The sequence below is a fragment of the Thiohalobacter thiocyanaticus genome, from assembly GCF_003932505.1.
Classification (GTDB): domain Bacteria; phylum Pseudomonadota; class Gammaproteobacteria; order Thiohalobacterales; family Thiohalobacteraceae; genus Thiohalobacter; species Thiohalobacter thiocyanaticus.
Genome location: NZ_QZMU01000001.1, coordinates 722,922 through 737,988, shown reverse-complemented (window position 1 = coordinate 737,988; position 15,067 = coordinate 722,922). Strand labels below are relative to the sequence as shown.

Annotated in this window: 11 protein-coding genes and 2 pseudogenes; 7 read left to right on the top strand and 6 right to left on the bottom strand. The window is 66.0% G+C overall.

What is annotated here, in order from left to right; all coding sequences use genetic code 11:
- Nucleotides 1–49 precede the first annotated feature (49 nt).
- From D6C00_RS03440 to D6C00_RS03430, 3 genes are read right to left on the bottom strand one after another with little or no spacing between them, the layout of a single operon-like run.
- Entirely contained in the window at nucleotides 50–370 is a 321-nt protein-coding gene (locus D6C00_RS03440; protein ID WP_125180322.1) for a tetratricopeptide repeat protein, read from the bottom strand.
- Nucleotides 371–378: 8 nt separating this feature from the next.
- Nucleotides 379–1,122 (bottom strand): hypothetical protein, encoded by a 744-nt coding sequence (locus D6C00_RS03435; protein ID WP_125180321.1) that lies wholly within the window; start codon nucleotides 1,120–1,122, stop codon nucleotides 379–381.
- Nucleotides 1,119–2,648, bottom strand: a complete 1,530-nt coding sequence (locus tag D6C00_RS03430; protein WP_158675272.1) for an adenylate/guanylate cyclase domain-containing protein — start codon at nucleotides 2,646–2,648, stop codon at nucleotides 1,119–1,121. Before D6C00_RS03430 ends, D6C00_RS03435 begins: the two co-directional genes overlap by 4 nt.
- Before the next feature lie 168 nt (nucleotides 2,649–2,816).
- Between D6C00_RS03430 and htpX the strand changes: the two genes are divergently transcribed.
- Nucleotides 2,817–3,704 carry a protease HtpX gene (gene htpX, locus D6C00_RS03425; RefSeq protein ID WP_125180319.1) on the top strand — a complete coding sequence of 296 codons (888 nt, stop codon included), beginning with the start codon at nucleotides 2,817–2,819 and terminating at the stop codon, nucleotides 3,702–3,704.
- A gap of 214 nt (nucleotides 3,705–3,918) precedes the next feature.
- Nucleotides 3,919–5,165 (top strand): annotated as a pseudogene (locus D6C00_RS03420) (DUF1015 domain-containing protein).
- A 35-nt stretch (nucleotides 5,166–5,200) separates the two neighbouring features.
- Here the strand turns inward: D6C00_RS03420 and D6C00_RS03415 are convergent.
- Nucleotides 5,201–7,291, bottom strand: coding sequence for a putative bifunctional diguanylate cyclase/phosphodiesterase (locus D6C00_RS03415; RefSeq protein WP_125180318.1), 2,091 nt, complete (start codon nucleotides 7,289–7,291; stop codon nucleotides 5,201–5,203).
- Between the two features lie 219 nt (nucleotides 7,292–7,510).
- Between D6C00_RS03415 and D6C00_RS03410 the strand changes: the two genes are divergently transcribed.
- Entirely contained in the window at nucleotides 7,511–8,032 is a 522-nt protein-coding gene (locus D6C00_RS03410) for a GNAT family N-acetyltransferase (protein WP_125180317.1), read from the top strand.
- 118 nt (nucleotides 8,033–8,150) lie between these two features.
- Here D6C00_RS03410 and D6C00_RS03405 read toward each other — a convergent pair whose 3' ends face one another.
- Entirely contained in the window at nucleotides 8,151–9,950 is a 1,800-nt protein-coding gene (locus D6C00_RS03405; RefSeq protein ID WP_125180316.1) for a hypothetical protein, read from the bottom strand.
- Nucleotides 9,951–10,121: 171 nt separating this feature from the next.
- A pseudogene (gene epmB / locus D6C00_RS03400) lies at nucleotides 10,122–11,134 on the bottom strand (EF-P beta-lysylation protein EpmB).
- A 35-nt stretch (nucleotides 11,135–11,169) separates the two neighbouring features.
- On the opposite strand from epmB, the gene efp reads away from it, so the two are divergent.
- The 4 genes from efp to D6C00_RS03380 all read left to right on the top strand — a co-directional run bounded on the left by efp (nucleotide 11,170) and on the right by D6C00_RS03380 (nucleotide 15,063).
- Entirely contained in the window at nucleotides 11,170–11,739 is a 570-nt protein-coding gene (gene efp, locus D6C00_RS03395; RefSeq protein WP_125180315.1) for an elongation factor P, read from the top strand.
- 150 nt (nucleotides 11,740–11,889) lie between these two features.
- Entirely contained in the window at nucleotides 11,890–12,867 is a 978-nt protein-coding gene (gene epmA / locus D6C00_RS03390) for an EF-P lysine aminoacylase EpmA (protein WP_125180314.1), read from the top strand.
- A gap of 295 nt (nucleotides 12,868–13,162) precedes the next feature.
- The gene (locus D6C00_RS03385) at nucleotides 13,163–14,290 is read left to right on the top strand and encodes an ABC transporter permease (RefSeq protein WP_125180313.1); all 1,128 of its coding nucleotides are present in this window, start codon (nucleotides 13,163–13,165) and stop codon (nucleotides 14,288–14,290) included.
- On the top strand, nucleotides 14,290–15,063 hold the full coding sequence (locus tag D6C00_RS03380; RefSeq protein ID WP_125180312.1) for an ABC transporter ATP-binding protein: 774 nt from the start codon (nucleotides 14,290–14,292) through the stop codon (nucleotides 15,061–15,063). The genes D6C00_RS03385 and D6C00_RS03380 overlap by 1 nt, the downstream gene beginning before the upstream one ends.
- The last annotated feature ends 4 nt before the right edge of the window (nucleotides 15,064–15,067 follow it).

Below are 15,067 nucleotides of genomic sequence, written 5' to 3'. Positions count from 1 at the left end.
TCAATAGTGGGCTATGCGGCCCTGAGCATTATCGCACTGTCCGCATGGCTCACTGGGCGGCGGCGGCCGGGTTCCCGTCTTCCTGGTGCAGCGATTCCAGTTTCTGGATGACCCGGTCGGCACGCTCGATCAGGGCGCGGGCCTGGGGGTCCTGCGGATCCAGTTTAAGCACCTCTTCCCAGGTCGTTCGGGCTTCCTGGTAACGCTGTGAGCGGTAATGCTCGTTGGCAAGCTTGTGCAGGCTGTCGATCTGTACCTGGATGGCGGTGTCGAGGGAACGCTGCAGGTCGCGCAGCTGCGGGGTGCGGCCCTTGAGCTCGATCAGCTCACGGGTGATGGCGCGTGCCTGGGTCAGGTCGCCCGCGTTCATGGCACGGGTCAGGCGGGCGCGCAGCTCGCGTTCCTGCTTCTGTTGTTGTTGCTGGTCGTGGTGCGGGTCTGTGCCGGCGCGGGCGCAGGCGCAGTGACTTCCGTTGTCGCCTGTTCCGCCGATGTCCGCCTGGCTTGCAGGGCCTGGAGGGTGTCCTGTACGAAGTCTTCGCCGCGGATCTGGCCGGCCAGTTCCAGGCAACGTTCGGCCAGTTCCAGGGCGTCGCGTTCCAGGTTGCGCCGGGCGCAGTTGCGCAGCGGCTCGGCCAGCGCTTCGAGCCGGCGGGTGTTCCGGCTCAGACGCCAGTCATGCAGGTAGTCGGTTTCCTGCAGGCGGACCTGTTCCCGCAGGGCCGTCCTGCGGGCCAGTTCATACTGCGCTTCGGCTGCCAGGGCCTGGTCCCGGGTGTGCTGCATCTGTGCCTGCCGCTGCCGGGCGGTCTCGTCCAGGGCCTGTTGCAGGCGGTCGTGTTCCGGCAGGTAGGTCAGGGCATGCTCCAGGGTGCGCTCGGCGGCATACCACTCGCCTTCCTGGCGCCGGTGCTGTGCCAGGGTCAGGGAGAGTTCGACCAGCCGGTCGCGGTAGAGGTCGATGATGGCGGGATCTTCAGCATAGAGCTCGCGCGCCTGCTCGTACTCGGTGCCGGCCCGGGTCACGGGGGAGAGGATGTCGGTGTCACGCGACGGGGTAACACTGCAGCCGCCGGCCAGCAGCATTCCCGTCACCAGCAGGATAACCAGCCACTGCCTCATGCGCTCTGCAGCCGTCCCTGGTGCCAGATCAGCTCGATCTGCTGGTCAAAGGCTTCGCGGTATTCGGGTTTGAGATCCAGGATACGGTAGGTCATGACCGGGCGGGAGATGCCGCGCAGGGTGACCGCCTCGTGGGCCTCGGCGATCACGCGGCCCTGCACCTCGTCGCGTGCGTACACCGATTCCGACACCAGCACCTGGCCGGCTTCGGCGCAGGCCGACAGCCTGGAGGCCAGGTTGACGTTGTCGCCGACCACCGTGTATTCCATGCGTTCGTCCGCGCCCATGTTGCCGGCCAGCATCTCGCCGCTGTTCAGACCCAGCCGGAACCGCACCGGCGGCTGGCCGCGGCGTTCGCGGGCCTGGTTCTCCAGCCCGACCAGGCGCTGGATCATCAGGGCGCAGATTACGGCGTTGAAGGCATGATCGGGATCGGACTGGGGCACGCCGAAGACCAGCATGGCGCAGTCGCCGATGTACTTGTCGATCATGCCGTGGTTGGCGTCGGTGGCACGGAAGATATGAGCGAAATACTGGTTGAGCAACTGGGCGACCGCTTCCGGGGCCATGCGTTCGGACATCTCGGTGAAGCCGACGATGTCGGCGAACAATACGGTGGCATCGACGCGCTGGCCGCCCAGGCGGGTGCCGCGCGCCAGGATTTCCTGCGCCACATGGGGCGAGAGGTAGCGCGACAGGGTACGCTCGACCTGGTTCTTCTGGTGCAGGCCCTCGGCCAGCCGGTTGAAGGAGGACATCAGGTTGCCCAGCTCGTCCTTGCGCCGCTCCGGGAAGCGCAGGTGGTACAGCCCTTCGTCCAGTGCCTGGCTGGCGTGGATCAGGTCATAGATGGGCTGGGACAGCCGCCGGCTGAGGGCGACCGTGAGCACCGAGCCGATCAGCACCACGATCAGACTGGCCAGGATGATGTGCTGGTTGGCGGTGAACAGGGAGTGCTCCCAGGGTGTACGGTCCAGGGTAATGACCACGTGGCCGGCAACCACGTCCTGGACCCGCACAGCGCTGGTGAAGGCGACCAGATCGTAGGAATATGCCTGACTGGCGTCCCGACTCTGCCATTCGTAGCCGCGCAGGCGGTTGGGGTCGGGCGCGGTATCGCCCTGGGGCTGGTCGAAGGGCGTGATGCCGGCCTGGGTGAGGATCTCGCCTTTCGAGCTGAGGATGGCGGTGCCCAGGACATTGTCGTCCTGGATCAGGTTGGTGGTCAGCACGTCCAGCGCCAGACTGTCGTCGGCCAGCAGCGGCTCGGCGGAGGAACGGGCGAACTGATGGGCCAGGGTGCGGCCCAGTTCGTCGACCTGTTGACGCAGGATCTGGTTCTGGTGCTGGACCACCAGGCTGGCCAGCAGGCCGATACAGGTGACCATCAGAACGGAGATCACGAAGGACAGCTTGTAGGCGATCGGGATATGGCCCGGCAGGGACCGGCGCAGCCGCCGCCAGGCGCTCCCGCGGCGGCGGGGGCGTTTGCGCGAGGTCTTATCCTGTGTCGGGATCTCGGACATGATTGAAGACTGGCGTAATCCTGTGTCTGGCTTGAAAATACCCGCCGGCGCCCCCATAAGGCAATCGCCGTCGTGGCGCGAACACTGAATGCAAGTATAACGCCATTATACGTTGGATTTTTGTGCTGGCTTGTCAATGTTGCCGGAAACGGTCGAGGAAACCCATAGATGAAACGTGTTTTTCTGTTTCTCGCCACCAACCTGGCGATTATCGTCGTCCTCAGCATCACCCTGCGCCTGCTCGGCGTGGAGCGGATCCTGGACGAGCAGGGGGTGGGGCTGGACTTCACTGCCCTGCTGATCTTCTCCGCCGTGATCGGCTTCGGCGGTGCGCTGATTTCGCTGATGATTTCCCGCTGGACGGCGAAGCGCATGACCGGCGCCCGGGTCATCGAGCGGCCGCGGGACGCCACCGAGCAGTGGCTGGTGGAGACCGTCCAGCGCCAGGCCCGCCAGGCCGGCATCCCCCTGCCGGAGGTGGCCGTCTATGACGCGCCCGACATCAACGCCTTCGCCACCGGCCCCAGCAAGCGCCGCTCGCTGGTCGCGGTCAGCACCGGGCTGCTGCGCGGCATGCGCCGGGAGGAGGCCGAGGCGGTACTGGCCCACGAGATCAGCCACGTGGCCAACGGCGACATGGTCACCCTGGCCCTGATCCAGGGCGTGGTGAACACCTTCGTGATCTTCCTGTCGCGGGTGATCGGTCATGTGGTCGACCGGGCGGTATTCAAGGTCGAGCGCGGCCACGGGCCGGCCTTCTGGATCACCGCCATCATCGCCGAGATCGTGCTGGGGATACTGGCCAGCGCCATCGTCATGTGGTTCTCGCGCCGGCGCGAGTTCCGCGCCGATGCCGGCGGCGCGCGGCTGGCCGGCCGCGGGTCCATGATCGCCGCGCTGGAGCGGTTGCGCCAGTCGGCGGACCGGCCGCATCTGCCGGACCGGATGGCCGCCTTCGGTATCTCCGGGCCCATCGGCCGGGGGCTCAAGCGCCTGTTCATGTCGCATCCGCCGCTGGAGGAGCGCATTGCTGCGCTCAAGGCCGCACAGGACTAGGGAACCTCTGATTTTTCGTTATGTCCCTATCGGCCTGCGCCGGCACAGGCTCCAGGTGGAGCCATGTCTCTGCAACGCCTGCATTCCCGCCTTCGCGGGAATGACGGGAAGGATAATAACCGGAGGTTCCCTAGGCGCTTGGAGCGGACCTGAAACCGCCGGCCCGATCCAGTACAATACGCGGCTTTCCACGAGCAAGCATAAGGAAGCCGTAATGAGCCTGATCCGACCCTTTGCCGGCCTGCGCCCCGTCGACGGCCGCGCCGGCGATGTCTGCGCCCCGCCCTATGACGTCCTCAACAGCGCCGAGGCCCGCAGCCGTGCCGAGGGCAGACCCTACAGCTTTCTGCACATCTCCAAGCCCGAAATCGACCTGCCCGAGGGTACCGATCCCTATGCGCCCGAGGTCTACGCCAAGGCGGCGGAGAGCTTCCAGCGCATGCGCGAGGAGGGCGTGCTGGTGCAGGACGACAAGCCCTGCTATTACGTCTACCGTCTGCACATGGGCGATCACACCCAGACCGGCCTGGTCGCGGTGGCCTCGGTCGAGGACTACGACAGCAACCGCATCCGCAAGCACGAGTTCACCCGCCCCGACAAGGAAGACGACCGGGTGCGCCAGATCGACGCCCTGGACGCCCAGACCGGCCCGGTGCTGCTGGCCTATCGCTCCGAAGCGCAGGTCGATGCCCTGCTCGAATCCGCCGCCACGGGCGCGCCGGACGTGGATATCGTGGCCGACGACGGCATCGGTCACAAGCTGTGGGTGGTGCGGGATCAGGGCATCATCGATGACATCACCGCCCGTTTCGACGCCATGCCCAATCTCTACATCGCCGACGGCCACCACCGCTCGGCCTCGGCCTCGCGCGTCGCTGCGGCCCGCAGGGAAGCCAATCCGAATCACACCGGCGAAGAACCCTACAACTACTTCCTGTCCGTGATCTTCCCGCACGAACAGATGGCATCTTTGACTACAACCGGGTAGTGAAGGACCTCAACGACCTGTCCCCGGATGAGTTCCTGGATGCAGTGAGCCAGTCATTCGAGGCCAGTCCCAGTGACGCGCCCGTCAAGCCGGCGCACCCGGCCGAGTTCGGCATGTACCTGGAAGGGCGGTGGTATCGGTTGCGCATCAAGGACGACCTGATCCCGAAGGACGACCCGGTCAGGCGCCTGGATGTGAGCCTGCTGGCCGACAACCTGCTCGAACCCGTGCTCGGCATCACCGATCCGCGCCGCGACTCCCGGATCGACTTCGTCGGCGGTATCCGCGGCCTGGAGGGTCTGCAGCAGCGGGTCGATAGCGGCGAGATGGTCGTGGCCTTCTCCATGTACCCCACGCCCATGTCCGAACTGATGGCGGTGGCCGATGCCGGCGAGGTGATGCCGCCCAAGTCGACCTGGTTCGAGCCCAAGCTGGCCGACGGCCTGGTGTCGCATCTGCTGGAGAGCCGCTAGTCGGGCGGCGTTCTCTGTGTTTCCAGCGCGAAGGCCTAGATCGACTCCTCGGTGAAGTCGTAGTCCATCCCCGGGTGCGGCTCCTGCAGGAAGTAGCCCTGGATGAAGGGGATGCCGAGCTGGAACAGCACGGTCAGGCTGCTGGCGTCCTCGACGAACTCGGCGATGCATTCCTTCTGCATGGAGGCGGCCATGTCGACGATGGAGCGGACCATGGCCTGGTTGTTCTCGTCCGAGGCCAGGTTGTGGATATGGGCGCCGTCGATCTTGAGAAAGTTCACCGGCAGGTGCTTGAGCAGCTGGAAGGAGTTGGGTCCGCCGCCGAAGTGCTCCAGCGAGGTCTTGCAGTGGATGCTCTCCATGGACTTCATGAAGGCCTTGGTGTGCTTGAGGTGATCGGCGGCCTCCTTCTCGGCGATTTCGAACACCACGGATGAACCCGACAGGTGGGCGGACTTGAGCTGTTCGTTGATCCACAGCGGCAGTTCGGGATCGTCCAGGGTCGGACCGGACAGCTTGATGAAAAAGACCGTGTCGTGACCCTCGCGGCGACGCTCGGCCAGCCGGGCGATGGCCTCGCGGATGACCCAGCGGTCGATGTCCACGATCTGCCCGGTCTGGCGGGCGACCGGCAGGAACTGTCCCGGCGGGACCTCCTCGCCCTCGCCGTCGCGCATGCGCAGCAGGATCTCGTAGCGCTCGGCCGGATCGCCGTGCAGGCTGACGATGGGCTGGTACATGAGGCTGAAACGGTCCTGTTCCAGTGCCTCGCTGATGGACTGCTTCCACTGTTGTTCGCGTTCGCGCCCGAGCTGTTCGTCGGTGACCGGGTTGTGCAGATGCACCCGGTTGCCGCCTGCCGAGCGGGCCACCTCGCAGGCCAGGTCGGCGCGCGAGATCGCCTCGTGGGCGTCCGGCACGCTTTCGGTGACCGGGCTGATGCCGATGCTGGCGGTGAGGGTCAGGGTGCGTCCCTCGATGTCGAAGATATGCTCTTCGATGGCGTGGCGCAGGGCCTCGGCCAGTGCCTGGGCGGCGTTGAGATCGCCCTGGTTGAGCAACAGGGTGAAGGAGTTGTCGCCGAAGCGCGCAGCCAGGCCCTGCTCGCCCAGCTTGACCCGGATCAGGTCGGCGATATCCTTGATCACCAGGTCGCTGCCGACCAGGCCTACCGTGTCCTTCACGCCCTTGAAGTTGTCCAGCAGGAGATAGAGCAGGTGTGATTCGGTGGAGCCGGCCTGGGCGTCGGATACGGCCAGTTCGACCTCCTCGAGGAAGTACTGGCGGTTGTACAGGCCGGTGAGGATGTCCTGCTTGCTGAGAAACTGCAGCTTCTGCGCCAGCTCGGGGTCGCCGACGGCCTGGTCGCGGATCACGATCTGGGTACAGATTTCACCCTCGATCGAGGCCGGCGAGAATTCCATCACCGCCTTGAAATTGCCCCGCGGGACGCTGATGCACTGCACCTCCAGGTCATCGACCTTCTGCTCCTGCCTGTTGTAGTTGCGCAGGAATTCCTTGAAGCGGCTGGTATCGTCGGGGGCCACCATGTCCATGATGGGATGGCCCTCGATCTCCTCGATGTTGTCGAAGCCGAACATTTCCAGGTACGACTGGTTGGCGTAGATGTGCATGCCGTCGTGGACGTAGGCGATGGCGTCGCGCGAGCTGTCCAGCAGCGAGCGGCAGCGTTTCTCGCTCTCCTCGTGACAGATGCGGAATCGCTGCAGTTCGCGGCGCATGAGCAGGTTGGCCTGCTCGCGGGCCACCACCAGGCGCAGGTGGTCGGGCTGGTCGTAGCTGACCAGGTCGGCAGCGCCGGCCTCCAGGGCGGCGATGGTCTGCGGCTCCTCGGCAGTGTCGCCGATGAACACGACGGGGGTCTCGGGGCCGTGTTGCTCGAGCAGACCCTGCAGGTCGCTCATGGGCACCGCCGCCTGGCCCTGGGCCAGGATGATCAGATCGGGCAGCTGCTGTTCCAGCGCCTCGGCCGTGGCCTCGAGGCTGTCCGCGTACTGGTAACGCACGACGTGGCCGGCATTGCGCAGGATATTGGCAATGGCCTCGGCGTCGTTCTGGGATTCCTCGATGATAATCAGGCGCAGTACATCTTCGTTGCCAGTCACGCTCCCTCCGGCTTGTCAGTCCATTAGAGCCCGGGGCGGTCGCATGGGCCGCCGTGGCCGGGTCCACTAAACTACCCCTTATCGGCAGGAATGTGAATTCTCTTGACCGCCGCGGCCGCCGGCGGAATCGCGCATTTTTACGGCCGGATGACTGCCCCGGCCGCGGGCGGCGTGCTAAGGTAGAAGGCAGGACAAGCGAAAACAAGGGGAGTGATTCGGATGGAAGAGGTCATCGTCCGCGCGGAAAGCCCTGAAGACGTCAAGGCCATCGATGTAGTCAATCTCAGCGCCTTCGAAGGCGACGCCGAGACGCAGCTGGTCGATGCCATGCGACGGTCGCCGGATTTTATCCGCGACCTGTCGTTGGTCGCCGAAATCAACGGCCGCATCGTCGGGCACCTGCTGCTGTCCAGGGCGGTGCTGGAAGGCGAGGGCGGGCGCAAGTCGGTGCTGGTGCTCGGTCCCATGTCGGTGGTGCCGTCCCAGTCCCACCGCGGCATCGGTGTGGCCCTGATGCAGGCCGCCGTCAACCGCGCCCGCGACATGCGCTACACCGCCATCGTCATTGCCGGACGGCCGGATTACTACGAGCGCTTCGGCTTCAAGTCCGGCAGTCAGTTCAACATCACCACCAATCTGCCCGTCCCGGAGGACGCCGTCACCGCGATGGAGCTGGTCGAGGGAGCCCTCGCCGGCGGCGGCCGGGTGGTCTATCCGGCGGTGTTCGAGGCGATTTATTGAATCAGGAACCCCCGTACCCCACCAGTGGGTAGGTCGGGTTAGCGTAGCGTAACCCGACAGTCCGCGGATGTCGGATTACGCCCTTTGGGCTAATCCGACCTACGCTACGATCCCTGCTTTATATTTCTTTCCACAGGGACGCGAAGTCTTCCGGCGACATGGCCGGGTAATCCGGCTCGCTGCGTTCGGTCTGTTCGTCCAGGGCGGTGAACTGGAACTGGGCAAAGGATCCGGTGTTCTCCAGCAGCTTGGTCAGACGTACCTGCGCCAGCTTGCCGTGCGAGTGCACATTGACCTGGTCGCTGGCCTGGTAGGGCAGGGTCGGGGTGATCAGGGTGGCCGGCTGGTTCAGCTGACGGATCTCGGGCAGCAGCAGGCTGCGCATGAAATGCATTTCCCGGTTTTCGCGCACGACCTGGGTGGCCACGGCCACGGCTCCGGGCGAGAGCATCTGCACCCCCATCTCCACCCCCTGTCCCGGCGGGCATTTCATCCAGCGGATAATGCCCAGTGCCAGTTGCGGGAGATCGCCTTCCTCGTCATCGCCGGCCGCCTCATGGATGCCGATCAGCTCGCCGACCTGGGCATCGGTACTGTCGTGGCTGTCCCATAGCAGACAGTAGCCGCCGGCGCTGACATTGACCATGCGCCAGGCATGGGTGGCGTATTCCGCCTGCGCGTCCCTGCCCTCAGGGGGTTCGGTGGCGGGCTCCACGTCTGCGGTCATTTCCACCATGCGCACGCTGAACTCGTCGGTCTGCCAGCGCCGGGTGGCGCGCAGGTCCCACACGTCGGGCAGCTCGTTGCGCTGGTCGCTGGGTTCGGTGGCGGTGAACCTGGCCTTTTCCTCCAGCTCGGCTTCGGCGCGGGGACCGGACTCGAAGGCCGCGCCGCCGCTGATGAAATGGTGTACCGGGCTCAGGCCGATGGCGACGACCGCCTTCGAACCCTGCTGCATGCGGCTGAAGCGGCGCTTGGGCATCACGCCCCAGGCCAGCATCAGCCGACGCAGGGTGTCGGCGCGCAGATCGGTGCTGCGCCGGCCGCCCTGCTGGAGCGCATCCAGTTCGGCCCGGGCGGCCTCGGCCAGTTGCGCCGTGTCCAGCAGCCGGCAGTTGCGGCGGTGATAGTTCTGGTGACGCAGGACCAGGTAGGTGGGCGGATCGTCACTGTCCAGGCTGACAATGAAGATCTGGTCCGGGCTCTTGGGCTGGACATAATCCTCCAGGCTGACCAGTTCGGCCCAGTGCCTCAGCGCGGTGTGGATGGCGCTGACCTCGCCCTGGCGCAGTCGGTAGGGTGAGGTCAGCGCGAGCAGCAGCAGCTGTTTGTAGACGCCGCTGATGGTTTCGGCGACCGTCTCCCCGTCCCCGGTGCGCACGGGCGAGTGTCCGAGGGAACGTTCCTCGGCCAGAACGTAGAGCTGGTGCAGGGTTCGCCACAGACCGGGCGGGCAGGGCGCATAGACCAGGTAGGCGCGCAACAGGCTGTCGCCCAGCGCGGTCAGGGCGCGGTGAACGGCCAGGGTGAACAGCTTCTTGTCCTTGCGCAGCACATTCTTTGTGTCTTCGTCCGCGATGCAGATGCGGTAGCCGGAGGCGAGCTGGTTGAGCAGGGCCTCGCTGAGCTCCAGCACCTTGCGGCCCTTGTCCGACAGCGGCAGCGGCTGACCGACATAATGCTTCTGCATGGCCTCGACCGCATTCAGGATGCAGGGTCGCAGCAGTTCCAGAGCCCTGAAGCGCTGTTGGACACCGATGTCGAGCTGGTTCATTTCGATCAGGGCGGAGAACAGCTGGCGGGTGGTTTCCCCGACATTGAGCACCGGCAGCTGGCTGATCCATTGCTCGAGCTGGGCAGGGCGGGTGTCGAAACTGCTTGCTTGCGGTGGCGTGCGCGTGGGCAGGTGAGGCTCCATGGCTCCCTTCTCTGGTTGGCTTGGTTATATTATGGGCATTACCGAATTATTGTCGGCGGAACGGCCCTGTTCTTGATCTGAGGCTGCCATGCCAAGCGGTTGTTTGGAAAAATAATATGTTATTTCGTGGCGCAGGGGAAACCGGGCGCTTCCGGTTCCGGCCGCCGGTCCTCACAGCGGGGTCTTGCCGGGGTCGCCGGGGATTTCCCGCACCAGGCGGGGGATCAGGTAACCGGAACACTGTGCCTGTAAGCGGGTGATGAGTTCCCGGGCCCGCGCATCGCTGACGGCGAAGTGCGCTGCCCCCTGTACCGGGTCGAGCTGGTGCAGGTAATAGGGCAGCACGCCGGCCGCGATCAGTGCCCGGCCGAGCTGCTCCAGCGCCTCCACCGAATCGTTCACACCGGCCAGCAGCACCGCCTGGTTGAGCAGCAGTGCGCCGCTGCCGCGCAGCGCCTGCAGGGCGTCACGGGCCGGTGTATCCAGCTCATTGGCATGGTTGACGTGCACCACCACCAGGGTCTGGAAGCGGGTCCCGCCCAGCCAGTTCAGCAGCGCCGGTGTGACCCGCTCGGGCAGTACCACCGGGGTGCGGGTATGCAGGCGCAGGCGCTGCAGGTGCGGCACGGCCTCGAGGTCGGCGACACAGGCGGCCAGCCGGCATCGGCCAGGGTCAGGGGGTCGCCGCCGCTGAGAATGATCTCCTCGACGTCCGGATGCGCCCGCAGGTGGTCCAGCACCGCCTGCCACCGGGCGCCGCGCGGACTGGCCTCGGCATAGGGGAAATGGCGACGGAAACAATAACGGCAGTGGATGGCGCAGGCGCCGGTCAGGGTAAGCAGGGCACGGCCGGGGTATTTCTGCAGCAGTCCCGGTACGGCCATGGCCTCCTGCTCGGCCAGCGGGTCGGTGGAGTAGCCGGGCTGGACCGCGTCCTCGCGCGGGTCGGGAAAGACCTGACGCAGCAGCGGGTCGTCCGGATCGCCGGGGCGGATGCGGTCCAGGAAGGCTTCGGGTACCCGGACCCGGAAGTCCCGGGCGGCACCGGCGGCGGGGCGCGGCGCGAGGCCGAGCCGCCGGTCGAGTTCGGCAGGGCTGTCCACCGCGCCGGACAGCGCCTGCTGCCACTGGCGGGCGTGCTTTGCACGGGAGGTTCGCGGTATGATACGCGCCGGTTTGTTCATGATTTCCGGTCCGGATTGGAAGTGGAAGGTTTTTTATGGCGACTTACAGCACCAACGAGTTCAAGCGCGGCCTGAAGGTCATGCTCGACGGCGATCCCTGCACCATCATTGAAAACGAGTTCGTCAAGCCCGGCAAGGGGCAGGCGTTCAATCGTACCAGACTGCGCAACCTCAAGACCGGCCGGGTCTGGGAGAAGACCTTCAAGTCCGGCGAGAGCCTGGAGGCGGCGGACGTGCTGGACGTGGACATGCAGTACCTCTACAGCGACGGCGAGTTCTGGTACTTCATGGATCCCAATACCTTCGAGCAGGTCGGCGCCGGCGACTCCGCCGTCAGCGACGCGAAGAACTGGCTCAAGGAACAGGACGTGTGTGTGGTGACCCTGTGGAACGGCGAACCGATCTCGGTCACGCCGCCCAATCACGTCATCCTCCAGGTCACCGAAACCGACCCGGGCGTGCGCGGCGACACCGCCACCGGCGCGACCAAGCCGGCCACCCTGGAGACCGGCGCCGTGGTGCAGGTGCCCCTGTTCGTCGACGTGGGCGACACGCTCAAGGTCGATACCCGCAGCGGCGAGTACATCTCCCGCGCCAAGGAATAGGGAAACCCTGATGAGATCCTGTCATTGCGAGCGCAGCGCGGCAATCTCGTGATTTGGCATCAGCCGGTTGGAGATTACCGCGGCGCTGCGCGCCTCGGACAGGTATCCTTGCGCTGACAGGGTGTTCCGGGGTTTGAGCCGCCAGCATCAATGAACGAGAACCCCTGGCAACCCGCCGCCGGCCTGGACGTCCTGCGTCTGCGGGCGGAGCTACTCACGCGTATCCGCGCCTTCTTCGCCGAACGTGACGTGCTGGAGGTCGAGACCCCGCTGCTGTCGCATGCCGGACTGCCCACTCCCCAGTTAGAGAGCTTCGCCGCGCATCCGGCCTCGCGGCCTGAGACGCCCACGGGTTATCTGCATACCTCGCCCGAATTCCCCATGAAGCGGCTGCTGGCCGCCGGCTCGGGCCCGATCTACCAGATCTGCAAGGTGTTCCGTGCCGATGAGTGCGGCCGGCGCCATAACCCGGAGTTCACCCTGCTGGAATGGTACCGGGTGGGCTTCGACGCGCCGGCCCTGATGACCGAAGTCGAAACCCTGCTGGAATCCTTGTTCGACGACACCCGCCCCGTGGGCGGCATCCAGCGGTTAAGCTATCGCGAGGCCTTCCTGCAATACGCCGGAGTCGACGGGCTGGAGGATGCGATCGCGCCCCTGCGCTGGGCCCTGGACGAACACGCCATACCGGTCCCCGACGGCATGCCGGCCGATGACCCCGACCCCTGGCGCGACCTGCTGTTGACCCAGGTGATCGAGCCGCGGCTGCCGCCGGCGGTGTTTCTGTACGATTATCCCGCCAGCCAGGCCGCGCTGGCCCGCATCCGCCCCGGGCGGCCACCGGTGGCGGAGCGCTTCGAGCTCTACCTCGACGGTGTGGAGATCGCCAACGGCTTCCATGAACTGACCGACGCCGTTGAGCAACGCCGGCGTTTCGAGGCCGAGAACGCCCGGCGCATCGGGCAGGGGCTGGCGCCGGTACCCCTGGATGAACACCTGCTGGCTGCGCTCGAACACGGCCTGCCCGATTGTGCCGGTGTGGCCGTGGGACTGGACCGGCTGTTGATGCGGACAGCAGGGGTGGAGGATATCGACGCGGTGCTGGCCTTTCCCTGGGAGAGGGCGTGAGGCGTGTTATTGATGGGTTAGTACAGCCTGATCCCGCGTAGCGCGGTGGCTGTCGTGGCTATGCTGAAGCTGGTTCAGCCTCTCCGTCATCCCCGCGCAGGCGGGGATCCAATTACCTTCACCAGCGGCGCGAACGACGGCTATCCGTCATTCCCGCGCAGGCGGGAATCCAGAATCCGCCGTGGTCACTGGATCCCCGCCTGCGCGGGGATGACGGGTGGAGGGGAATGACAACCATCATCCGGTATTCTCCTCCTCCTCACTCCTTCCCACGAAATTGAGTAGACTTGCCCGCATGGACCCGAGTCCCGAATCTGAACCCGCCGGCCTGGAACAGGTTGATAGCACCACCTGGCGCTGCCATGGCCGCTGGACCGTGGACGGGCTCGGCCGCCTGACGCGGGAACTGGGGCTCCGGACCTTTCCCGGAGCGGGAAAGCTGGTTCTGCAGGGTGGGGGTGTGCAGGCCATGGACACGGCCGGGGCCTGGCTGCTGCGCTCGCTGCTGGAGCGTCTCGATGCGCAGGGCCGCCAGGTCGAAACCGAGGGTTTTCCCGAACACCATATGGACCTGCTGGCACGTCTGGATGAGCTGGCCGAGCCGGCCGCGCCCGCGCCGCCCAAGCCCCTGCGGGGTGTGTACCGCATCGGCAAGGCCAGTCTGGATGTCCTGCAGGAACTGTTCGAGCTGCTGTCCTTTGCCGGCGAGACCTTTGTCTGCCTGCTGCGGGCCCTGGCCCGGCCCTGGCGCATCCGCTGGAAGGCGGTGTTGGCGGACATGGAAACCGCCGGCATGCGCGCGCTCGGCATCGTCGGCCTGCTGTCCTTTCTCATGGGCGTGGTGATCGCCTATCAGGGCGCGGTGCAGCTGCGCGCCTACGGCGCCAATATCTATGTCGCCGATCTGGTGGGCCTGTCCATGCTGCGCGAACTCTCCCCACTGCTGGCGGCCATCATCGTCGCCGGGCGTACCGGTTCGGCCTATACAGCTCAGATCGGAACCATGCAGGTGACCGAGGAGGTGGCCGCCCTGCGCACCATCGGCATCTCGCCGTTCGAGGTCCTGGTTCTGCCCAAGGTGATCTCCCTGTGTCTGGCGCTGCCGCTGCTGACGGTGTTCGCGGATGTGATGGGCGTGCTGGGCGGCATGGTGATGGCCAAGTTGCAGCTGGGGCTGGGCTTCGTGCCCTTTCTCGACCGGCTCAACGAGGCCGTGGGTCTGCGCTCATTCCTGCTGGGGCTGGGCAAGGCGCCGGTGTTCGCCCTGATCGTGGTACTGATCGGCTGCTTCCAGGGCTTCAAGGTCTCCGGCAGCGCGGCCAGCGTGGGCCATCACACCACCCTGTCGGTGGTGCAATCGATCTTTCTGGTCATCGTGGCCGATGCCTGGTTCTCGGTCATGTTCAGCTGGCTCAATATCTGATGAACGCAGCTGACACGGTCCTCGAACTGCGCCAGGTGCAGACACGCTTCGACGCTTTCGTCGTGCATGAAAACCTGGATCTGGACGTGCGCCGGGGCGAGGTGCTGGCGCTGGTCGGCGGGAGCGGCAGCGGCAAGACCACCCTGCTGCAGGAGATGATCATGCTGCACCGGCCCAGCGCCGGGCACATCCGCATGCTGGGCGTGGACGTGCTGCGGGCCGGGGAGCGCGAGCGCCAGGCCCTGCGGCGGCGCTTCGGCGTGCTGTTTCAGCACGGGGCGCTGTTCAGCAGCCTGACCCTGCTGCAGAATATCGGTGTGCCGCTGCGCGAGCACACGGACTTCGATCCGGCCTTCATCGATCAGCTGGCCTATCTCAAGCTGCGCCAGGTCGGGCTGCCCGCCGAGGCCGCGCACCGCTACCCCGCGGAACTCAGCGGCGGCATGATCAAACGCGCCGGGCTGGCGCGGGCGATGGCGCTGGATCCGGAACTGCTGTTCCTGGACGAGCCCACCTCGGGCCTGGACCCGGCCAGCGCCGACGGCTTTGACGCCCTGCTGCTGCAGTTGAAACAATGGCTGGGACTGACGGTGGTGATGATCACCCACGATCCCGACAGCCTGTGGCAGGTGGCCGACCGGGTGGCGGTACTGGGGGACAAACGCATCGTGGCGGCGGGGCCGATGGTGGAGCTGGCTGACGTGGAGCATCCGGCGGTGCGCCAGTATTTCGAAGGGGCCCGTGCCGGCCGGGCACGGACGGACAAGGGCTGAGGGC

What these genes read in the sequence shown, in the direction of transcription:
- D6C00_RS03440 (WP_125180322.1), bottom strand. Translation starts at nt 370, where the DNA reads ATGAACGCGGGCGACCTGACCCAGGCACGCGCCATCACCCGTGAGCTG.
- D6C00_RS03435 (WP_125180321.1), bottom strand. Translation starts at nt 1,122, where the DNA reads ATGAGGCAGTGGCTGGTTATCCTGCTGGTGACGGGAATGCTGCTGGCC.
- D6C00_RS03430 (WP_158675272.1), bottom strand. Translation starts at nt 2,648, where the DNA reads ATGTCCGAGATCCCGACACAGGATAAGACCTCGCGCAAACGCCCCCGC.
- htpX (WP_125180319.1), top strand. Translation starts at nt 2,817, where the DNA reads ATGAAACGTGTTTTTCTGTTTCTCGCCACCAACCTGGCGATTATCGTC.
- D6C00_RS03410 (WP_125180317.1), top strand. Translation starts at nt 7,511, where the DNA reads ATGGAAGAGGTCATCGTCCGCGCGGAAAGCCCTGAAGACGTCAAGGCC.
- D6C00_RS03405 (WP_125180316.1), bottom strand. Translation starts at nt 9,950, where the DNA reads ATGGAGCCTCACCTGCCCACGCGCACGCCACCGCAAGCAAGCAGTTTC.
- efp (WP_125180315.1), top strand. Translation starts at nt 11,170, where the DNA reads ATGGCGACTTACAGCACCAACGAGTTCAAGCGCGGCCTGAAGGTCATG.
- epmA (WP_125180314.1), top strand. Translation starts at nt 11,890, where the DNA reads ATGAACGAGAACCCCTGGCAACCCGCCGCCGGCCTGGACGTCCTGCGT.
- D6C00_RS03385 (WP_125180313.1), top strand. Translation starts at nt 13,163, where the DNA reads ATGGACCCGAGTCCCGAATCTGAACCCGCCGGCCTGGAACAGGTTGAT.
- D6C00_RS03380 (WP_125180312.1), top strand. Translation starts at nt 14,290, where the DNA reads ATGAACGCAGCTGACACGGTCCTCGAACTGCGCCAGGTGCAGACACGC.